At 62.2% G+C, this 18,533-nt stretch carries 18 protein-coding genes; 3 read left to right on the forward strand and 15 right to left on the reverse strand.

The annotated features are described in order from the left end of the window. Positions 1-17 precede the first annotated feature (17 nt). From AC07VG_RS23600 to AC07VG_RS23620, 5 genes are all read right to left on the reverse strand, one after another. Entirely contained in the window at positions 18-1,007 is a 990-nt protein-coding gene (locus tag AC07VG_RS23600) for an ABC transporter ATP-binding protein (protein WP_495002869.1), read from the reverse strand. Beyond that, positions 1,004-1,819, reverse strand: coding sequence for an ABC transporter permease (locus AC07VG_RS23605; protein WP_495002870.1), 816 nt, complete (start codon positions 1,817-1,819; stop codon positions 1,004-1,006). Before AC07VG_RS23605 ends, AC07VG_RS23600 begins: the two co-directional genes overlap by 4 nt. Next, positions 1,806-2,651 carry an ABC transporter permease gene (locus tag AC07VG_RS23610; protein ID WP_495002871.1) on the reverse strand — a complete coding sequence of 282 codons (846 nt, stop codon included), beginning with the start codon at positions 2,649-2,651 and terminating at the stop codon, positions 1,806-1,808. Before AC07VG_RS23610 ends, AC07VG_RS23605 begins: the two co-directional genes overlap by 14 nt. Further along, positions 2,648-3,454 carry an alkaline phosphatase family protein gene (locus AC07VG_RS23615; protein ID WP_495021971.1) on the reverse strand — a complete coding sequence of 269 codons (807 nt, stop codon included), beginning with the start codon at positions 3,452-3,454 and terminating at the stop codon, positions 2,648-2,650. Before AC07VG_RS23615 ends, AC07VG_RS23610 begins: the two co-directional genes overlap by 4 nt. 198 nt (positions 3,455-3,652) lie before the next feature. Next, positions 3,653-4,720 (reverse strand): ABC transporter substrate-binding protein, encoded by a 1,068-nt coding sequence (locus AC07VG_RS23620; protein ID WP_495002873.1) that lies wholly within the window; start codon positions 4,718-4,720, stop codon positions 3,653-3,655. A 384-nt stretch (positions 4,721-5,104) separates the two neighbouring features. Between AC07VG_RS23620 and phnR the strand changes: the two genes are divergently transcribed. Further along, positions 5,105-5,818 carry a phosphonate utilization transcriptional regulator PhnR gene (gene phnR / locus AC07VG_RS23625; RefSeq protein ID WP_495002874.1) on the forward strand — a complete coding sequence of 238 codons (714 nt, stop codon included), beginning with the start codon at positions 5,105-5,107 and terminating at the stop codon, positions 5,816-5,818. A 228-nt stretch (positions 5,819-6,046) separates the two neighbouring features. Here phnR and AC07VG_RS23630 read toward each other — a convergent pair whose 3' ends face one another. The 7 genes from AC07VG_RS23630 to minC form a co-directional block, all read right to left on the reverse strand. Continuing rightward, a complete protein-coding gene (locus AC07VG_RS23630) occupies positions 6,047-8,218 on the reverse strand; it encodes a mechanosensitive ion channel family protein (protein ID WP_495021995.1) in 2,172 nt (723 codons plus the stop codon). A gap of 63 nt (positions 8,219-8,281) precedes the next feature. Continuing rightward, positions 8,282-8,458 (reverse strand): hypothetical protein, encoded by a 177-nt coding sequence (locus AC07VG_RS23635; RefSeq protein WP_495002875.1) that lies wholly within the window; start codon positions 8,456-8,458, stop codon positions 8,282-8,284. 202 nt (positions 8,459-8,660) lie between these two features. Beyond that, positions 8,661-9,950, reverse strand: coding sequence for a M18 family aminopeptidase (locus AC07VG_RS23640; protein ID WP_495002876.1), 1,290 nt, complete (start codon positions 9,948-9,950; stop codon positions 8,661-8,663). A 197-nt stretch (positions 9,951-10,147) separates the two neighbouring features. After that, on the reverse strand, positions 10,148-10,783 hold the full coding sequence (locus AC07VG_RS23645; RefSeq protein WP_495002877.1) for an RluA family pseudouridine synthase: 636 nt from the start codon (positions 10,781-10,783) through the stop codon (positions 10,148-10,150). Positions 10,784-10,967: 184 nt separating this feature from the next. Continuing rightward, positions 10,968-11,222, reverse strand: coding sequence for a cell division topological specificity factor MinE (minE, locus tag AC07VG_RS23650; RefSeq protein WP_007898843.1), 255 nt, complete (start codon positions 11,220-11,222; stop codon positions 10,968-10,970). Between the two features lie 3 nt (positions 11,223-11,225). After that, positions 11,226-12,038 (reverse strand): septum site-determining protein MinD, encoded by an 813-nt coding sequence (gene minD / locus AC07VG_RS23655; protein ID WP_495002878.1) that lies wholly within the window; start codon positions 12,036-12,038, stop codon positions 11,226-11,228. A 203-nt stretch (positions 12,039-12,241) separates the two neighbouring features. Next, a complete protein-coding gene (gene minC / locus AC07VG_RS23660; RefSeq protein WP_495002879.1) occupies positions 12,242-12,979 on the reverse strand; it encodes a septum site-determining protein MinC in 738 nt (245 codons plus the stop codon). 121 nt (positions 12,980-13,100) lie between these two features. Here minC and AC07VG_RS23665 point away from each other — a divergent pair, with 121 nt between their 5' ends. Both AC07VG_RS23665 and AC07VG_RS23670 read left to right on the forward strand, forming a co-directional pair. Next, complete coding sequence (locus tag AC07VG_RS23665) at positions 13,101-14,033, forward strand: lipid A biosynthesis lauroyl acyltransferase (RefSeq protein ID WP_495002880.1); 933 nt, start codon at positions 13,101-13,103, stop codon at positions 14,031-14,033. Between the two features lie 71 nt (positions 14,034-14,104). Further along, the gene (locus AC07VG_RS23670) at positions 14,105-15,286 is read left to right on the forward strand and encodes a patatin-like phospholipase family protein (RefSeq protein WP_495002881.1); all 1,182 of its coding nucleotides are present in this window, start codon (positions 14,105-14,107) and stop codon (positions 15,284-15,286) included. Between the two features lie 127 nt (positions 15,287-15,413). On the opposite strand, the gene AC07VG_RS23675 is transcribed toward AC07VG_RS23670, so the two are convergent. The 3 genes from AC07VG_RS23675 to AC07VG_RS23685 all read right to left on the reverse strand — a co-directional run bounded on the left by AC07VG_RS23675 (position 15,414) and on the right by AC07VG_RS23685 (position 18,503). Continuing rightward, positions 15,414-16,235: a Cof-type HAD-IIB family hydrolase gene (locus AC07VG_RS23675; RefSeq protein WP_495021972.1), complete on the reverse strand. Its 822-nt coding sequence runs from the start codon at positions 16,233-16,235 to the stop codon at positions 15,414-15,416. Positions 16,236-16,423: 188 nt separating this feature from the next. Continuing rightward, a complete protein-coding gene (locus tag AC07VG_RS23680; RefSeq protein ID WP_495002883.1) occupies positions 16,424-17,212 on the reverse strand; it encodes an MlaA family lipoprotein in 789 nt (262 codons plus the stop codon). Then, on the reverse strand, positions 17,205-18,503 hold the full coding sequence (locus AC07VG_RS23685; protein WP_495002884.1) for a serine/threonine protein kinase: 1,299 nt from the start codon (positions 18,501-18,503) through the stop codon (positions 17,205-17,207). The genes AC07VG_RS23680 and AC07VG_RS23685 overlap by 8 nt, the downstream gene beginning before the upstream one ends. Positions 18,504-18,533: the final 30 nt, after the last annotated feature.

Consider the following 18,533-nt stretch of genomic DNA (forward strand, 5'->3'; position numbering starts at 1 on the left):
CAAACGCTCCAAGGACATCAGGCTACCTCACATAGCGCACTGGGATCGATAGACAGCGACAAACGCCGGCCTTCGGGGTGCAGGTCGGCGGCCGAGCGGTTGAGCACGTCCACCACCAATTCCACGCCGCGGGCCTCGACCCGATAACGAATCACGTTGCCCAGCAAGCTGTGACCGCGGATCAGCGCGTCCAGTTCACCCTCGGCACGCAGTTCGATGGCTTCCGGGCGAATGGCGATACGCCCGCTGATCGGCCGCTGCAACAGACGGCTGGCCGCGTCGGCGTCGAGCAGGTTGTAGTTGCCGATAAACCCGGCGGCAAACACATCCACCGGCGCGGTGTAGAGCGATTCGGCGTCACCGCTCTGGACGATCTTGCCCTGGTTCATCAGGAAGATCCGGTCACTCATGGTCAGGGCTTCTTCCTGGTCGTGGGTGACGAAAATCGTGGTCAGCCCCAGTTCGCGCTGGATCGCCCGGATCTGCTCGCGCAGGTGCTTGCGAATCCGCGCATCCAGGGCCGACAGCGGCTCATCGAGCAGCAGCAGGCGCGGGCGGGTCACCAGCGAGCGGGCCAGGGCCACGCGCTGGCATTGGCCGCCGGACAGCTGGTGCGGGTAGCGCGCGGCGAAGTCGTGCAGCTCCACCAGCTTGAGGGCTTCGATAACGCGCTTGTGGCTGTCGTCGGCATTGACCTTCTGCATCTTCAGGCCGAAGGCGACGTTCTGTTCCACGGTCATGTTGGGAAACAGCGCGTAGCTCTGGAACACCATGCCGATCGCGCGTTTCTGCGGGCTCAGCGGCACGATGTCCTGGCCGTCGAGGAGGATTTTGCCGCTGTCCACCGCGGTCAGGCCGGCGATGCAGCGCAGCAGGGTGGACTTGCCGCAACCGGACGGGCCGAGCAGGGTGACGAATTCACCCTTGGCGACTTCGCAGTTGATATCGCTGAACACCGTGGTGCCGGCGTAGGTTTTTTTCAGGTTCTGGACACTGATGAAGCTCATTGGCTTTTGTCCTTCTCTTTTGGTGAAGAGCTCAGGCGATTGGCGACCCAGGTGAGTACCAAAACGAAGAGGAAATAGGAGATGACCAGGGCACTGGTGAAGTGGCCGCTGCTGTTGCGCATGTTGTTCAGGTACACCTGCAGGGTTTCATAGCGGGTACCGACCAGGATGTTGGCGAACACGAACTCGCCGAACAGGAAGGAGAACGACAGCAGCAATGCGACCATCAGGCCCTTGCGCAGGTTCGGCAACACCACCAGGAACGCCGCCTGCCAGGTGCTGGCGCCGAGCAGGTGGGCGGCGTCCATCAGGTCGCGCAGGTTGATCGCCTGCAGGTTGTTGGTGATCGCCCGGTACATGAACGGCAAGGCCACGGTGAAGTAGCAGCCGATCAGGATCCACGGCGTGCCGACCATGGCGAACGGTCCGGAACCGTACAGCTGCAACAGGCCCACCGAGGACACCACCGGCGGCACCGCGAAGGGCAGCAGGATCAGGATGTTCATCAGCGCGTCAAGCCTGGGGAAGTGGTAGTGGACCACGAACAGCAGCGGCAGGATCAGCACCACCGACAGCACCAGCGAGCCGACGCAGACGATCAGCGACTGGCCAAAGGCATTGAGGAAGCGCGGGTCGCTCCACAGCTGCAGGTACCACTTGAAGGTGAAGCCGGCGGGCAGGATGGTCGCCGACCAACTGCTGGCCAGGGAGTAGACCAGGGTGCCGGCCAGCGGCAGCAGCAGGATCAGGAACAGCAGGTAGACCACCAGGCGGTGGTACAGGGCGGCGGAGCCGGGTTCAGCGCGCGACATGGTAGCTCCTCTTCAACAGCCACTGGTGGATCAAGGTTACGAAGGTCATCAGTCCCACCAGGATCACCGCCAGCGCGCTGGCCATGTTCGGGTCGAGGCTGATGTCGCCGGAAACCATCGCGGCGATACGGATCGGCAACACGTTGAAGTTACCGGTGGTCAGGGCATACACCGTGGCGTAGGCGCCGAGGGCGTTGGCCAGGAGGATCACGAAAGTCCCCAGCAGCGCCGGGGTCAGCACCGGCAGGCCGATATGCCGCCAGAACTGCCAGCCGCCGGCACCGAGCAGCGCGGCGGACTCGCGCCAGTCTTCGCGCAGGGCGTCGAAGGCCGGGTAGAGCAGCAGCACACCGAGGGGAATCTGGAAGTAGGTGTAGAGAATGATCAGGCCGGTTTTCGAGTACAGGTTGAAATCCTGAATGATCCCGGCCTGTTTCAGCATGATGGTGATGGTGCCGTTGAAGCCCAGCAGGATGATGAAAGCGAAGGCCAACGGCACGCCGGCGAAGTTGCTGGTCATGTTGGCGAAGGCGTTGACGAAATCCCGCAGGCGCGAGTCGACCCGGCGCAGCGAGTAGGCGCCGAGCACGGCGATGAGCATGCCGAACACGCTGGACCAGAAGCTGATTTCCAGGCTGTACTGGATCGCCTGCAGGTAGAACTTCGAGCTGAAGATCTTGCTGAAGTTGGCCAGGCCCCAGCCGTCGTCTTCCGATTGCAGGCTGTTGATCAACACCCACACCAACGGCGCGATCTCGAACACGATAAAGAACAGGGCAAAGGGCACCAGGCAGAGCACGGCGAGCCATTTGCCACGGGTGAGTGAATTCACTTCAACAACTCCCGGCATACAGGTTTGTCATGGGGGACGCCCAGCAGTTCGCAGATCGTGCCGCAGAGCTGCGTTTGTCGGGGCGCGGCGTCGGGGTTGAAACTGAAGGCATCGCCGAGGACGAACAGCGGCACTTCGCGCTCTTCGGCCAGCAGGCCGTTGTGCGAGCGGTCGTTGTTCATGCCGTGGTCGGCGGTCACCAGCACCTGGTAGCCGGCGTCGAGCCAGCCTTGCAGGTAGTCGGCCAGGATGATGTCGGCGGAACGCGCGCTGTTGCGGTATTGCGCGGTGTCGAGGCCGTGTTTGTGGCCGGCGTCATCGATGTTCATCGGGTGCACCAGCAGGAAGTTCGGCGCGTGTTGCAGGCGCAGGCTTTCGGCATCGGCGAACAGATGGGAGTCGGGGTAGTGGTCGACCCAGTAGAAATGGCCGTGCTGGATCGCCAGATTGTCGTCCCGGGTGTGACGGTCACGGGCGGCGACAAAGGGCGTGCGGTTGTACAGCTCGCTGACCCAGTGATAGGCCGCCGCGGCGGTGGTCAGGCCGGCGTCGCGGGCGTAGTGGAACACGCTGCGCTGGTTGGACAGGCGCGCGACGTGGTTGTGCACGATGCCGCTCCGGATCGGAGCCACACCGGTAAGAATGCATTCGTAGAGCGGTCTTGAGAGCGAGGGCAACTCGCATTCCAGTTTGTACAGCGCCGCGCGTCCTGCGCCAGCGTAAGCCTGGAGATGGCCCATGGCATGGCGGGCGACCTCGTAGTTCAGGCCATCGAGCACGACCAGGATAACGTTGTGCTGCATAAGCCGGGTCTCCATGTTGGGGAACAAACAAAATCTGTAAACACGCTCTCGGCCCGTAACGCGTCACTGTGGGAGCCGGCTTGCCGGCGATGAGGCCCTTGAGGCTTGCATCGTTCTCCCGGTCCTCATCGCCGGCAAGCCGGCTCCAACAATGACCGTGTTGACCCGAGTGACGCGCACCGGGTCAAGCCTGTCGCGTTATTGCATGTTGATGATGACTTCTTCCTGCCACTTCTGCGGCAGCGCCTTGGACGTCTTCTCCCAGGCGTCGGCATCTTTGATCGGCGTGACTTTCTTGTACTGCTCGTTAGGCAGCAGCTTGGCTTTCACGTCTTCCGGCAGGGTCAGGTGCTCGGCGCGGATGGGACGTGCATTGCCTCGCGCCAGGTTGGTCTGGCCGGCGTCGCTGAAGATGTACTCACGCGCCAGCTTGGCCGCATTCGGGTGCTTGGCGTATTTGTTGATGAGGGTGGTGTAGCCGGAAATCACCGAACCGTCCGCTGGGATCAACACCACGTAGTCATCCGGGTTGGCCATCTTGGCCTTGTAGCTCAGACCGTTGAAGTCCCAGACCACACCGACTTCGACTTCACCCTTTTCCATGGTGGCGATGGTCGGGTTGGCGAGCGACAGGCGACCTTGCTTGGCGATCTCGGCAAACATCAGCAGCGCCGGCTGGACGTTCTTCTCGTTACCACCATTGGCCAGGGCCGCGGCCAGTACGCCGTTGGCGGCCTGGGCAGCGGTGCTCACGTCACCGATGGAAACCTTGTATTTACCGGTCTTGAGGTCAGCCCAGCTTTTCGGCGCTTCGGAACCGTGCAGCAGCTTCTTGTTGACGATGAACGCGATGGTGCCGGTGTAGGCCAGCGCCCAGTTGCCATCCTTGTCCTTCGCCCAGGCCGGAACCTGTTCCCAGGTGCTTGGCTTGTAGGGTTGGGTCACGCCCTGCTTGACCGCGATCGGGCCGAAGGCGGCACCGACGTCGCCGATGTCGGCGCTGGCGTTGTCTTTCTCGGCCGCGAACTTGGCCACTTCCTGGGCCGAGCTCATGTCGGTGTCGATGTGCTTGAGGCCGTACTTGTCGCTCAGGTCTTTCCAGGTGCCCGCCCAGTTCGCCCAGTCATCGGGCATGCCGACGCTGTTCACGGCGCCTTCTTTCTTGGCGGCGGTTTCCAGTGCTTTCAAATCGGTGTCAGCGGCCATGGCGCAAGTGGACAGGGCAATGGTCGAGCCTAACAGTGATGCCAGGAAAAGCTGTTTCATCCGAAGCTCCTTTGGGCGTTTTCAACGCTGAGATTTTTATCGACGGTTTTTATAAAAGTAGTGCAGTGGTTTGGATCGTTTGGTCTAGGTCAGCAATACCTGAGCCAATTTAAGCTTGCTGGATGACACTTTGATGTCGGCATCAGTCCTGCAAGGTTTTTTTGCGGCAGTCTTCAGGATTGTCGAGTTAAGCGTAGACCATAGTTAACTTACTGATATTAAAAGGATTGATCCTTATGGAACGAACGTCCATGTGCACCGTTTCGTCGCTTTGTCACATATCAGTCATCTGTATTGCCTAGGCTTGAGGCAACCCACGGAAGCCGTGATCTACCGCGCTTCTGCCCTGAAACAGTGCTGGTCTAGTCCAGATAGGTAACGTTGATGCGTGATGAGGCACCAAAGGCGGTGACAGCCATCGGTCAGGCCCTGTATGAGCAGATCGGACACGGCCTGCTGCCACCGGGTAGCAAATTGCCCGCCGAGCGCAAACTCAGTGAGTTGTTCGGTACCACCCGGATCACGGTGCGCGAGGCCTTGTTGCAGTTGGAGGCCCAGGGGCTGATCTATCGCGAGGAGCGCCGCGGCTGGTTTATTTCGCCGCCGCGCCTGGCTTATAACCTGATGCAGCGTAGCCACTTTCACGCGATGGTCAGTGCCCAGGGACGGGTGCCGTCGACCCAGGTGATTTCGGCGCGGCTGCAGCCGGCATCGGCGGCGGTGTGTGACTGGTTGCAGTTGCCGGCGTTGTCCAGCGTGATCCAGATTCGCCGGGCGCGGCGGATCGACGAGCGGCTGGTGCTGTATGTCGAGCATTACCTGAATCCGCAGTATTTCCCGGGGATCCTGGAGTTTGACCTGAACCAGTCGATCACCGAGCTGTATGCCCGGCATTACGACCTGCATTACGGGCGGGTGAGGTTCGAGATCGTGCCGACTTCATTGCAGGTTGAGGCGGCCGCGGCGTTGCGGGTGTCGGTGGGCAGCCCGGGGTTGCGGATTGCCCGGGTCAACTATGACCAGCATGGACGGCTGATCGACTGCGATCTGGAGTTCTGGCGCCATGATGCGATTCATGTCGGGGTGGATGTGGTTTAACCCGCAGTTGGATCCGAGGGGGCTTGAAGTTGAGTAGGGTCTTGTGGCGAGCGGGCTTATGTGGGAGCGGAGCTTGCCCGCGAAGGGGCCCTTAAGATCGCTAAAAGCTTCGCGGGCAAGCTCCGCTCCCACAGGTTCAGTGGTGTGCTCAGGATTTCAGCTGAGCACTCAAGATTGCTGTGGCAGTCTCAGGATTTCAGCTGAGCACTCAAGATTGCTGTGGCAGTCTCAGGATTTCGGCGTGGATTCCGTTTCCGGATCGCCGCCCGCCGTCACCACCTGCACACTCAACCGCGGCGTCGCCAGATCCAGCCCGGCCTCGTCCATGGTGCGCTTGAGCGCCAGGTTGAAGGCGCGGGAAACCTCCCACTGCTTGATCGGCGCGGTCTTGAACCGAGCACGCAGGATCGCGCTGCCGGACTCGAAACTCTCCACCCCCTGGATCTCCAGCGGCGACCAGATATTGCGCCGTTGCAGCGGGTCGGTGCGCATCTTCTGGCCAACATCGCGCATCAGCTTGATCGCATTGTCGATCGGCATGTTGAACGGGATCGCCACCCGGAAGATCGCGTAGCCGAACTCCCGCGAGTAGTTCTTGATGCTCTTGATCTCGCTGAACGGAATGGTATGGACGATGCCGTCGATATCCCGCAACCGCACCGTGCGGATGGTCAGGCCTTCCACCGTGCCGAGGTGGCCGCCGACGTCGACGTAGTCGTCGATGGCCAGCGAATCCTCGATGATGATGAACAGGCCGGTGATCAGGTCCGCCACCAGCGACTGCGCACCGAAACCGATGGCCAAACCGATCACACCGGCACCGGCCAGCAGGGGCGTGACGTTCATGCCCATGTTCGCCAGGGCGACGATCAGCGCGATGATGAAGATCGCCACGAACAGCACGTTGCGGATCAGCGGCATCATGGTCTGTGCCCGGGCATTCGCCAGGCCTTTGCGCGAGCGGGTCAGGGCGTGGTGCACGGCGGTGTCGCTGAGAATCCACACCAGCCAGGCGAAGATCAGCGTGCCGCCGAGGCTGAACAGCTTGACGCTGACCTCATGGCCCTCGCCCTCGGTGAAGCGGATCAGCGACATACCCCAGACCCGCAGACCCAGTTCGATAAACACCAGCCACACCGCCAGGTGCACCAGGGTGTAGCCGAAATTGGTCAGGCGCTCGGAGTATAGGGCGTGGCGCTTGTGCCCACGGTGGGGCTTGAGGGCGTGACGGCGTACCAGTCCGTTGAGCACCATGCACAACACCACCAGCACGGTGCAGATCAGCGACTGGCGCAGGGCGGTGCTGGTATCGCCGGCGGAGATGAAGGTGGCGAACAGCGAGATCGCCACCAGGATCAGCGCCGGGACGAACCAGAAGGTGCCGAGGATCGCCAGGGTGTCGCTCAGGGCGCGGCGGTTCAGGCGCCGGGACAGCGGCTGGTTGCGGATCAGGTGGGCGATGGGCCGACGGAAGCGCAGGATGAATAGGCCGCTGGACAGCGCCGCCATGACATTGGCAAAGGTCGCGGCGGTGTGCGCCAGGTGGCTGCCGAGGCCGGCGATCATCCGTGGGTCGCTGAGGGCCTCGCCAAAGGCGGCGAAACTGCCGATCAGCCACAGCGGTCGGAAGGCTTGGCGCCGCAGGATGTACAGGGCCTGATGGCGATGCTGGCCGTCGAGCACGGAGAAGGCGATCACGCAGATGGCCGAGAAGCAGGTGCCGACCACCAGGGCATAGGCCAGCACCATCGCCAGGTTCTTGCCCAGGGACGAGGGCAGGGCGTAGCTCATGTACACGGTGATGATCAGGGCGATCAGCCAGGGCCCGAGCTTGCGCAGGGCGAAACGCAGCAGGTCGACGGTACGCGGGTGTTGTGGCAGCTCTTCGCTGAGGCCGAAGCGCAGGCGCACTTGGCGTCCGAGCCAGATCATGGCCCAGGCAAGGAAACTCCAGAGCGCCAGGATCAGGGCGAAGGCCAAGACCATTGGCACCCACTCGCTGGCCGGTAGCATCAGGTCCAGCAGTTCGCCCTTGGCCAGGTCGAATTCTTCCGACCAGCGATTGATCGGGCTGTCGTCCCCGGAAAACTGTTTTTCGAAGCCGGCGAGGGTACTGCCGATCAGCCCCAGCACGCCTTCCTCGGTGGCCGGTTGGGCTTTTTTGGTGCTGTCGCGCAGCTTCTTCAGGTCGCTGAGCAGCTTGGCGCGTTGCTGGTCGTTTTCCAGGTTCTTGATCACTTCATCCAGCGATTGCGCCAGGGGCTCGCTGGGGGCCGGCTGGGTTTTTTCCGCGCTGGCCAGCAGGCTCGGCAGGCCGGCCGCATTGGCGCTGAGCAGCGGCAGGAGGGTCAGCAGACAGATGAAGAAAACGGCAGGCAAGGCGAGGAGACGGGCAAACACTGGGCAGTCAACCATGGACAATACGGGTCGACGAAGTGTACGTCAGGCTTGGGGGCAATGCATTTAATCGCTCAGTTGGGCGAGGATCTTGTAGACCACGGTGCCGAGGATGAACAGCATGCCGACCCAGATCAGCAGGACCCCGGCGTTGCGCTCGCGAAAGTTGAAGCCGATGGCCAACATCAACATACCGCCCACGATGGGAATGAGCATGGTGTGGAAAGCGAAGGGTGTGATCATGACGACGACCTGGTCGGGGGGATACCTTGAGTCTAGGTCGGATTGGCGGGGGTGGGGTCGATGTGTAGCAGGGAGGATTGACGACGTTTAAAACTGTGGGAGCCGGCTTGCCGGCGATGAGGCCTTCAAGAACGATGCAAGCTTCAAGGGCCTCATCGCTGGCAAGCCAGCTCCTACACAGGTGTTGTGTTGTTTTCAGGTCCTATGGCAGCTCGCGGCTGGCGTAGAACGCGCTCAACACTTTCACCAGATGCGCCAGGTCGTGGCTGCCGGCCAACTCGCGGATCGAGTGCATGGCGAAGGTCGGCAGGCCGATATCCACCGTACGCACCCCCAGGTGGCTGGCGGTGATCGGGCCGATGGTCGAGCCACAGCCCATGTCGCTGCGCACCACGAAGCTTTGCACCGGCACTTCCTCGGCCATGCACAGGTGGCGGAAGAACCCGGCGGTTTCGCTGTTGGTGGCGTAGCGCTGGTTGCTGTTGACCTTGATCACCGGACCGGCATTGAGCTTGGGGCCATGGTTGGCGTCGTGCTTGTCGGCATAGTTGGGATGCACGCCGTGGGCATTGTCCGCCGAAACCAGCAGGGATTTCTGGATGGTCCGTACGAACTCATCACCTTCCGGCAGCAGGCGGCGCAGGGTCTGTTCCAGCATCGGGCCGTCGGCGCCGCAGGCGGAGCAGGAACCGACCTCTTCGTGGTCGTTGCAGACCAGCACGCAGGTTTCCTCGCTGTCGGCGCTGAGCAGCGCTTGCAGGCCGGCGTAGCAGGACAGCAGGTTGTCCAGGCGCGCGCCGGCGATAAAGTCGCCGTTCAGGCCGATGACCGCGGCGGCCTGGGTGTCGTAGAAGCTCAGCTCGTAATCGAGCACCACATCGGCATTCAGGCCGTGTTCGCGAGCCAGTTGTTCGGTCAGTACGGCGCGGAAGTCGACCCGTTCGTCACCGGCGAACTGGGCCAGGATCGGCGGCAGCTCGTTCTGCGCATTGATCGCCCAGCCCTGGTTGGCCTCGCGGTTGAGGTGGATCGCCAGGTTGGGGATGGTGGCGATGGGCAGCTTGAAGTCGATCAGTTGGCTTTCGACCTTGCCGTCGCGGCGGAAGGTCACGCGCCCGGCCAGCGACAGGTCGCGGTCGAACCAGGGGGCGAGCAGGGCGCCGCCGTAGACTTCGACCCCCAGTTGCCAGAAGCCCTGGCGTTGCAGCTCCGGTTGCGGCTTGACCCGCAGGCACGGGCTGTCGGTGTGGGCGCCGACCAGGCGGATGCCGCCCAGCAACGGCGAGGCACGGCCGAGCTTGATGGCGATAATCGAAGAGTCATTGCGGGTGACGTAGTAGCGACCGTTGGCCTCGGTGTGCCAGGTCTCGCGCTCGTCGAGACGCTGGTAACCCGCCGCTTCCAGGCGCTGAACCAGGCTGGAAGTGGCATGGAACGGGGTGGGGGAGGCCTTGAGGAAGTCGATCAGGCCTTGGTTCAACTCTTCGCGCATAAGTAGCTCCAGACAGCAGTGTCAGGAGTTTACCGTATCTTGTAGGAGCCAGCTTGTCGGCGATGAGGGCCTTGAGGTGTGCATTGTTCTCACGGGCCCCATCGCCGGCAAGCCAGCTCCTACAGAGGCCGGGGCAATGCCGGGAGTTTGTGCCGGGTTGCCGAAGCAGGACTTGCCCCGATGCCACTCCCAGTGTCTCAGAACGGGGCCGGGCACTCGAAGCGCAGGCGTTCGCCGCTTTGCGGGTGGGTGAAGCTCAGCATGCTCGCATGCAGGCACAGCCGGGGCCAGGCGGCCAGCGCCTGAGGATGGGCGTACAGGCCATCGCCGAGCAACGGGTGACCGATGGACAGCATATGCACCCGCAACTGGTGTGAACGCCCGGTGATCGGGGTCAGTTCCACCCTGCACCAGTCGCCGCAACGCTCCAGGACTTTCCAGAAGGTCAGCGCGTGTTTGCCGAACTCGTGGTCGACCACGTGGCGTGGCTTGGTCGGCGGGTCGTAGCGCAGGGGCAGGTCGATGCTGCCGCTGTCCAACTCCGGTTGGCCCCAGCAGAGTGCGGTGTAGGCCTTTTCGGTTTCCCGGTCGTGGAACTGTCGCGACAGTTCGCGATGGCTATCCGGGTCGCGGGCCAGCAGGATGATCCCGGAGGTTTCCCAGTCCAGCCGGTGGACGATCCGGGCTTCGGGGTAGCCGTTTTCCTGCAGACGGGTAATCAGGCAGTCCTTGTTGTCATCAGCCCGGCCGGGGACGGAGAGCAACAGGGTCGGTTTGTCCACCACCAGTACGGCGGCGTCCTGATGGAGGATGCGGATATTGGACAGCGGCATTAAAACAGTCTCGTAACAAACGCCAACGGCGGCCCGCACCCCGCGCCTTCCTGTAGGAGCAGAGCTTGCTCGCGAATGGATTTCACAGCCGACTCAAGTGTCGACTGATTGATCGCTTTCGCGAGCAAGCTCTGCTCCTACAAAAAGCACAGGCTCCGGGCCGCCGTGGCTCCGGCCGGATCGATCAACGATCGGGCAGGGTGATATTGAGTTCCAGGATCGAGCAGCTGCCCTGGTTTTCCAGCGCCACGTGTACGTCGTCGGATCCGATATTGACGTACTTGCGGATCACTTCCACCAGTTCCTTCTGCAAGGCCGGCAGGTAATCCGGGGTGCTGCGTTGGCCGCGTTCGTGCGCCACGATGATCTGCAGACGCTCTTTCGCGACCGACGCGGTGCTTACTTTTTTGCTGGCACGAAAGAAGTCAAAAAGGTTCATTGCTTAGTTGCCTCCAAACAGGCGCTCGAAGAGTCCTTTCTTCTTCACATCGAGAAAACGATGTTCCACGGTCTTGCCCAGCAGTCGGTCGACCGCGTCGCTGTAGGCCTGGCCCGCATCGCTCTGGTCATCGAGAATCACCGGCACGCCCTGGTTGGAGGCCTTGAGCACCGCCTGGGATTCGGGGATCACGCCGAGCAGGGTCACCGCGAGGATTTCCTTGACGTCTTCGACGCCGAGCATCTCGCCGTTGCTGACGCGCGCGGGGTTGTAGCGGGTCAGCAGCAGGTGTTCCTTGATCGGCTCTTCGTTGTTCTCGGCGCGGCGCGACTTGCTCGCCAGCAGGCCGAGCATACGGTCGGAGTCACGTACCGAGGACACTTCGGGGTTGGTCACGACGATGGCTTCGTCGGCGAAGTACATGGCCAGGTGGGCACCGGTTTCGATACCCGCCGGGGAGTCGCAGACGACGAACTCGAAGTCCGCCTTGAGCGCCATCAGGACTTTTTCCACGCCTTCCTTGGTCAGCGCGTCCTTGTCCCGGGTCTGGCTGGCGGCCAGCACGTAGAGGTTTTCCAGGCGCTTGTCCTTGATCAGGGCTTGCTGCAGGTTGGCTTCGCCCTGGACAACGTTGACGAAGTCATACACCACGCGACGCTCACAGCCCATGATCAGGTCGAGGTTACGCAGGCCGACGTCGAAGTCGACGATCACTGTCTTGTGGCCCCGCAGCGCGAGGCCGGTACCGATGGCGGCGCTGGTGGTGGTCTTACCCACACCACCCTTGCCGGATGTAACCACGAGAATCTTGGCCAAGGTGTATCACCCCTAAGGAATAAAGGACTTTCAGCCCCTGAAGAACGTCACTAAAAAAATAACTGTAGTCGTGTAGCGTCGGTTGGGAATCGAGGAAAAGTCTGAAGTACCTCGGGTTTTTCTTACCTTTCGCGATTTCCCACACCATTCGAGCTGTTTTCGCTACGAGAAGGCGACATTTTGGAAATGGCGGCAAGTATCCGTTAAAGCCGGATGATGTTCAACACGTCGCCGGACAAGCTGACTTGAACACCGGCGCCCCACAATGGATCGCGGCGCAAATCTTCGGAGACCTTGTACTGGCCGGCGATCGAGATCAGCTCGGCGCTCAGTTGCTGGCAGAAAATCCGCGCCTTGGTGTCCCCCTTGATGCCGGCCAGGGCGCGACCGCGCATGGGGCCATAAACATGGATGTTGCCATCGGCCAGAAGTTCCGCGCCGGGGCTGACGGAAGCGATGACCACCAGGTCGCCGCCCTGGGCGTAGACCTGCTGGCCACCGCGTACGGGCGAGGTGATGATTTTCGTCGGTTTGATGGTCGGCTCGGGTGGTTTTTCCGGCGCTTTCTTTTCCAGACCTTCCGTCGGGTCGACCGGCCGTTCGCGGGCGCCGGACGGTGGCAGCACCGGCAGGTCAATGGCAATCGCGGCGGCAATGTCTTCGATACGGTTGGCGCGGATCGCCAGGGTGCGCAGGCCGTGTTGACGGCAGACGCGCATCAGCCCGGGCAGGTCGATCGGTCCCTGGCCGTCCGGCAGTTTGTCCAGCGCCAGTACCAGCGGGGTGTTGCTGAAGAAGTTCGGGGCCTGGGCGACCTTGGCCGCCAGTTGCCGATCGAGGGCGTCGAGGTTGTTCTGCGCCAGTTCCAGCACCGTGATGGCGAGCATGCTGCCCTTCAGCTGGAACACGGGATCCTGGTCTAGCAGTTCGGTTTGGCTCATGGTCGGCATAACGCAGCTTGTCACTAAAAGTGCCGAGACTTATAACGAGAACGCCCTCAGGCCGCAAGCCGCCGCGAACCGTTGTAGAATGCGCGGCCCTGTTGTCTGTCCGGAATCACCCATGGATCGCCCGCGTTTTCGAGCTGCTTTTCTTCATCCCCGTTACTGGCTGCTATGGCTGGGGTTGGGTTTGCTGTGGCTGATTGTCCAGTTGCCCTACGGCTGCTTGCTGTCACTCGGGCGTTTGCTCGGTGCGGTGATGTACCGGGTGTCCGCCGACCGACGGACGATTGCCGCGCGCAATCTGCAATTGTGTTTTCCGGCATTGTCCGACGCCGAGCGTGACCAACTGCTACGCAAGAATCTCGCCTCCACCGGGATCGCCTTCTTCGAAATGGCCATGAGTTGGTGGTGGCCCAAGCCGCGCCTGGCGCGCCTGGCCCATATCGAAGGCCTTGAACATCTGCAGCAGGCCCAGCGCGAAGGCAAGGGCGTGATCCTGATGGCCCTGCATTTCACCACCCTGGAAATCGGTGCGGCCTTGCTCGGCCAGCGGCACACCATCGACGGTATGTACCGTGAGCACAGCAATGCGCTGTTCGATTTTATCCAGCGCCGTGGCCGCGAGCGGCACAACCTGGATTCCCTGGCGGTCGAGCGCGATGACGTGCGCGGCATGCTCAAGTTACTGCGCGCCGGTCGGGCGATCTGGTACGCGCCGGACCAGGACTACGGGATCAAGCAGAGTGTGTTCGTGCCGTTGTTCGGCATCCCGGCGGCGACGGTCACCGCCACCAGCAAGTTCGCCCGCCTGGGCAAGGCGCTGGTGGTACCCTTTACCCAGGAGCGCCTGGCCGACGGCCGTGGCTATCGGCTGGTGATTCATCCACCGCTGAGGGACTTCCCGGGGGAAACCGAAGAGGTCGACTGCCTGCGGATCAACCAGTGGGTCGAGGTGGTTCTACGCCAATGCCCGGAGCAGTACCTCTGGGCTCATCGCCGCTTCAAGAGCCGACCGCCGGGTGAACCCAAGCTCTACGAAAAGCGCCGATAAACCTGCCCGGGTGTTGCGGCGGGGACCGGGGGTGGTGTATCAGGAAGTTTCCTGATTGACGGAGTGTCGCGATGAGCCCAGCTGAACCGGTCACCGGTCTGATTCTCTCCGGAGGGGGCGCGCGCGCGGCCTATCAGGTGGGGGTGCTGGCGGCGATTGCCGAGCTGTTGCCGCCGGGAGCAGTCAATCCATTTCCAGTGATCGTCGGCACGTCGGCCGGCGCGATCAATGCGGTCAGCCTGGCCAGCGGGGCGATGGACTTTACCGCGGCGATCGAACGCCTGACCGCGTTCTGGCAGGGCTTTCGCAGCCACCTGGTGTTGCGCAGCGACTGGCCGGGAGTGATCCGCCAGGCCAGCCGTTTTGTCGGCCACAGCCTGCTGGGCCTGGGCACGCAGGTCCCGGTGGCGCTGCTCGACAGTTCACCCTTGCGCGATCTGCTCAATGACAAGTTGCACCTGCCGGGTATCGACCATGCCATCGAGCAACAGCGTTTGCACGCCGTGGCAATCACCGCGTTTGGCTATGAGTCCGGCCAGGCGGTGACCTTCTATCAGGGGAAGGGCGCCATTGACTCCTGGTTGCGCCATCGGCGGGTCGGTGTGCCGACCCGGTTGAGCGTCGAGCATTTGCTGGCCAGTTCGGCGATACCGCTGCTGTTTGCTCCGGTCAAGCTCGGCCAGGAGTATTTCGGTGACGGTGCGGTGCGCCAGTCGGCGCCGATCAGTCCGGCGTTGCATCTGGGGGCGACCCGGGTGTTGGTGGTGGGGGTCAGCGGCAACCCGCGGGGTGTCGACACCGCCACCGAGCGGACTTATAGCGGGCAGCAGCCGAGTCTGGCGCAGATCGGTGGGCATATGCTCAACAGCACCTTCATCGACAGCCTGGAAAGCGATATTGAGTTGTTGCAGCGCTTGAATCAGTTCAGCCGGCTGTTGCCGCCCCAACCGAGTAGCTTGGGCTTGGCGCCGGTGGATGTGCTGGTGATCGCGCCGAGTCAGCCGATCGATGAAATCGCCGCACGCCATCGGCATGAATTGCCGGCGGCGTTGCGCTTTTTCCTGCGTGGGCCGGGGGCGACCCGGACCAGTGGCGCGGGGGTGTTGAGTTACCTGTTGTTCGAGGCGTCTTATTGCAGCGAACTGATCGAGCTGGGGCGTCGCGATGCGCTGGCCAAGCGCGAGGAGCTGTGCCGGTTCTTGGGGTTGCCGCAGGTTTCGCTGCTGGCGCAGACGGCGTCGGCGCTGACCTGAGAACACCACACAACCCTTGTGGGAGCGGGCTTGTCGGGACGCCGCATCGCAGCGATGGGGCCCTTGAGTCTTGTGGCGTCCAGGTGGACGCCATCGCCAGCAAGCTGGCTCCTACAAGGGACCGTGTTCAGTCTGTGTCTTGGGCCGGCAGCAGATTCGCCGCCAGATAGCGGGCCACCGATTCCTCGCTGCAACTGCCCAGGGTTTCATGCCCCGGCAGGGCCTGGAACACCTTGGCGTGAGCCGTCCCCATCACCAGGCCCTTGCCGATGCTCGAGAGCATCTCGACATCGTTCATCCCGTCGCCGAACGCGATGCATTGGCTCAGTGGCACTTGCAGGAAGTCCGCGAGTTTCTTCAGGGCACTGCCCTTGGATACGCTGGCGGCCATCATTTCCAGGCACCAGGGCGAGGAAAAGGTGCTGTGCACCTGATCGCCGACCCGGGCCTTGAGCTGTTCATCGAGACTCGCCAGGGCTTCGTGGTCGTGGTCCTGGTGGATAAAGAAGATCTTCTCCACCACCTCGATCGGGAACTCGTCGATCCCCACGACCGTGGGCGGGAAGCCCAGGTTCTGCTTGAACTGCTTCAGTTGCTGGCTATCGGCGTTGGTGAACCAGCGGGATTGGCAATACAGGTTGGTCACCAGCTTCGGGTTGTGGCGGGTGGCGTCCAGCAGTGTCCGCACGACCTGCGGTGGCAGGTGCTCGCTGGTGTCGAAGGTCTTGCAGGCACTGCTGATCCGCGCGCCGTTGGCGGTGATCAGGTGAACCGACAAACCATAGGGCCGCAGGATCGCCTCGACATCGGGCTGGCTGCGCCCGGTGGCGATGACCACGTGCTTGCCGGCCTCCAGCAGACGCTGGAGCACCCCATGCGAATAGTCGCCGATGCGGTCGTTCGGTAACAGCAGGGTGCCGTCCAGGTCGGTAGCGATCAGCTGGTACATGCTTGAGTCCTTGTTGAGCCTGTTTATCGACAATCCCGAGAGCACCGCGTCCCTGTAGGCGCCAGCTTGCTGGCGATGGTCGTCAACGATAACCCGACAAACCTGACGCCCCGCGGTGCCTCGGCCACCATCGCCAGCAAGCTGGCTCCTACAGGGGGAGATGCACGCCGTCCCGATAATCTCCGGGCTTATTCGGCGATCTGCAACTTGCGCGCCTCGGTGTACACGTAGCGGACTTTCTCGTATTCGAACGGCGAGTTCAACTGGCCATAACGGAAGCTGGTGGTGTAGCGCTTGTCGATGGCCTCCAGCAGATAGATTTCCGGATGGTCCGAGCTGACCTGCGAAACATTGAGGAAGTTGATCTGTGATTCGGCGGCGAAGTCGAATACCAGGCCACCGGTATCGCGCAGGTTCGACGGTCCGAAGAACGGCAGCACCAGGTACGCCCCGCCCGGCACGCCATAGAAACCGAGGGTCTGGCCGAAGTCTTCGGTCTGCCGTGGCAGGCCCATCCTGGTCGCTGGATCCCACAGGCCGGCGACGCCGATGGTGGTGTTGAGCAACAGGCGCCCGGTGGTTTCCAGTGCCCGCTTGCCCTTGAACTGGAACAGGCTGTTGAGCAGGTTGGAAACATCTCCCAGGTTACTGAAGAAGTGGCTCACGCCCTCGCGCAGGAAGGTTGGCGTGACGTAGCGGTAACCATCGACCGCTGGCAGAAATACCCATTCGTCGAAGCGGTAGTTGAAGTGGTAGACCCGGCGGTTCCAGGACTCCAACGGGTCGTAGACACTCAGGGCGTTGAGGGTCGAGCGTTCGAATTCACGCTGGTCCAGGCCCGGGTTGAACTTGAGCTTTTTCAACGGTTCGGTGAAGCCGTCCGCGTCCGGCACCACGGAGTCGTGGGCTTTGCTGTTGTCGGCCAGGGCAGGGGTTGCGCAGAGCAAGGCGGCGAGCAACAAAAGAGATTTAGCCACGGAAGAACTCCAGCATGGCGTCGGCGTTGACGCGGTAATTGAGGTTGCCGCAGTGACCGCCATGGGGGTAGACCGTCAGGCGATTGCCAAAGGTGCTGCGCAGGAAACCGAGGTCGCCAGGGCCGAGGATGACGTCGTCGGCGTTGTGCATCACGGCGATTTTCGGGCTGTCGTGCAGGTAGTCCTTGAGCGCGTAGAGGCTGACCTGGTCGATCAGTTGCAGCAGGCTGCCGCCGTCGCTGCGGGCCCGCCACATCGGGATCACCTGCTCGGTCAGGTAGCAGTCGAAATCGCATTGCAGGGCACGCTTGAACATTGGCGTAAGGCTGGTGCCTTCGCTGATCGGGTACTTCGGTGGGGTGATCAGGCCGCGGCGGTTGATCAGGTCCGAGGTGAAGGCGATGTCCGCCGCCGAAAAGCGGAAGGTGGTGCCGATCAGCATGGCCATCTGTTCGTTGCTCAGATGTTGCTTGGAGTGTTGGAAGTCGTAGAGCAGGGCGTCGTTGAGGTCGATGTAGCCCTTCTGCTGGAAGTAACGGGTCAGCTTGGCCAGCACCAGTTCATAGAAGGAGGTGGTATTGGTGATGCCCTTGACCTCGGTCTGGACCAGCTTGTCCAGGTTGGTGACCGAGGTGTAGAGGTTGACCGGCGGATTGAGCAGCAGGACTTTCTTGAAGTTGAAGCTGCGCCGGGTTTCATCCAGTTTGCTGACAAAGGCCGCGTCGAGGGCGCCGAGGCTGTAGCCGGTGAGGTAGTACTCGGTCACCGGCAATTTCGGTTGCTGGGCACGCACCGCCTGCATGACCCGGTACATGTCCTCGGCGTCTTCCTGGCTGATGCCGGGGGTGGCGAAGCGCGAGGCGGCGCTCATGAAGTCGAAGCTGGTGGGCGACGACAACTGCACGACGTGGTAGCCGGCCTGGTAATAGAGCTTCTTCAGGTATTCGTTGATGCTGCTGTCATAGCGTGCGCCGGTGCCGGAGATCAGGAAGATCAGCGGCGCCGGGTGATCCTGCCGGGCCAGGCGGTAGGTGAGTTTTTTTACCGCCCAGAAATTGTCCGGGAGGATGAAGTCGCGTTCGGGGCGCAGCTTGAGGTTGTAGTCGGCTTGGTGGATGTCGTCGTCATCGGGCAGTGTTGGACGCAGGGCCGGTGGCGTGGTGGCGATGGTCGCTTCGAATGGGTTGGTCAACGGGTAGCCATAGCTGGCGGCGTCGACATCGACTGCCAGGGCGGACGCACTCAAAATGAGACCGCCGATAAAGGCAGCGAGGCGTAGAGAACGGAGCATGACTACATCCCTTTGAAGGAAAGCACTGAA

This window comes from Pseudomonas sp. GW821-FHT03C07, assembly GCF_059420925.1.

Excerpts from the sequence above, each read along its gene's own strand:
- phnR (WP_495002874.1), top strand. The coding sequence starts at position 5,105 with ATGCGTGATGAGGCACCAAAGGCGGTGACAGCCATCGGTCAGGCCCTG.
- AC07VG_RS23685 (WP_495002884.1), bottom strand. The coding sequence starts at position 18,503 with ATGCTCCGTTCTCTACGCCTCGCTGCCTTTATCGGCGGTCTCATTTTG.
- AC07VG_RS23620 (WP_495002873.1), bottom strand. The coding sequence starts at position 4,720 with ATGAAACAGCTTTTCCTGGCATCACTGTTAGGCTCGACCATTGCCCTG.
- AC07VG_RS23605 (WP_495002870.1), bottom strand. The coding sequence starts at position 1,819 with ATGTCGCGCGCTGAACCCGGCTCCGCCGCCCTGTACCACCGCCTGGTG.
- AC07VG_RS23635 (WP_495002875.1), bottom strand. The coding sequence starts at position 8,458 with ATGATCACACCCTTCGCTTTCCACACCATGCTCATTCCCATCGTGGGC.
- AC07VG_RS23670 (WP_495002881.1), top strand. The coding sequence starts at position 14,105 with ATGAGCCCAGCTGAACCGGTCACCGGTCTGATTCTCTCCGGAGGGGGC.
- AC07VG_RS23600 (WP_495002869.1), bottom strand. The coding sequence starts at position 1,007 with ATGAGCTTCATCAGTGTCCAGAACCTGAAAAAAACCTACGCCGGCACC.
- AC07VG_RS23615 (WP_495021971.1), bottom strand. The coding sequence starts at position 3,454 with ATGCAGCACAACGTTATCCTGGTCGTGCTCGATGGCCTGAACTACGAG.
- AC07VG_RS23645 (WP_495002877.1), bottom strand. The coding sequence starts at position 10,783 with ATGCCGCTGTCCAATATCCGCATCCTCCATCAGGACGCCGCCGTACTG.
- AC07VG_RS23640 (WP_495002876.1), bottom strand. The coding sequence starts at position 9,950 with ATGCGCGAAGAGTTGAACCAAGGCCTGATCGACTTCCTCAAGGCCTCC.
- AC07VG_RS23665 (WP_495002880.1), top strand. The coding sequence starts at position 13,101 with ATGGATCGCCCGCGTTTTCGAGCTGCTTTTCTTCATCCCCGTTACTGG.
- AC07VG_RS23675 (WP_495021972.1), bottom strand. The coding sequence starts at position 16,235 with ATGTACCAGCTGATCGCTACCGACCTGGACGGCACCCTGCTGTTACCG.
- minE (WP_007898843.1), bottom strand. The coding sequence starts at position 11,222 with ATGAACCTTTTTGACTTCTTTCGTGCCAGCAAAAAAGTAAGCACCGCG.
- minC (WP_495002879.1), bottom strand. The coding sequence starts at position 12,979 with ATGAGCCAAACCGAACTGCTAGACCAGGATCCCGTGTTCCAGCTGAAG.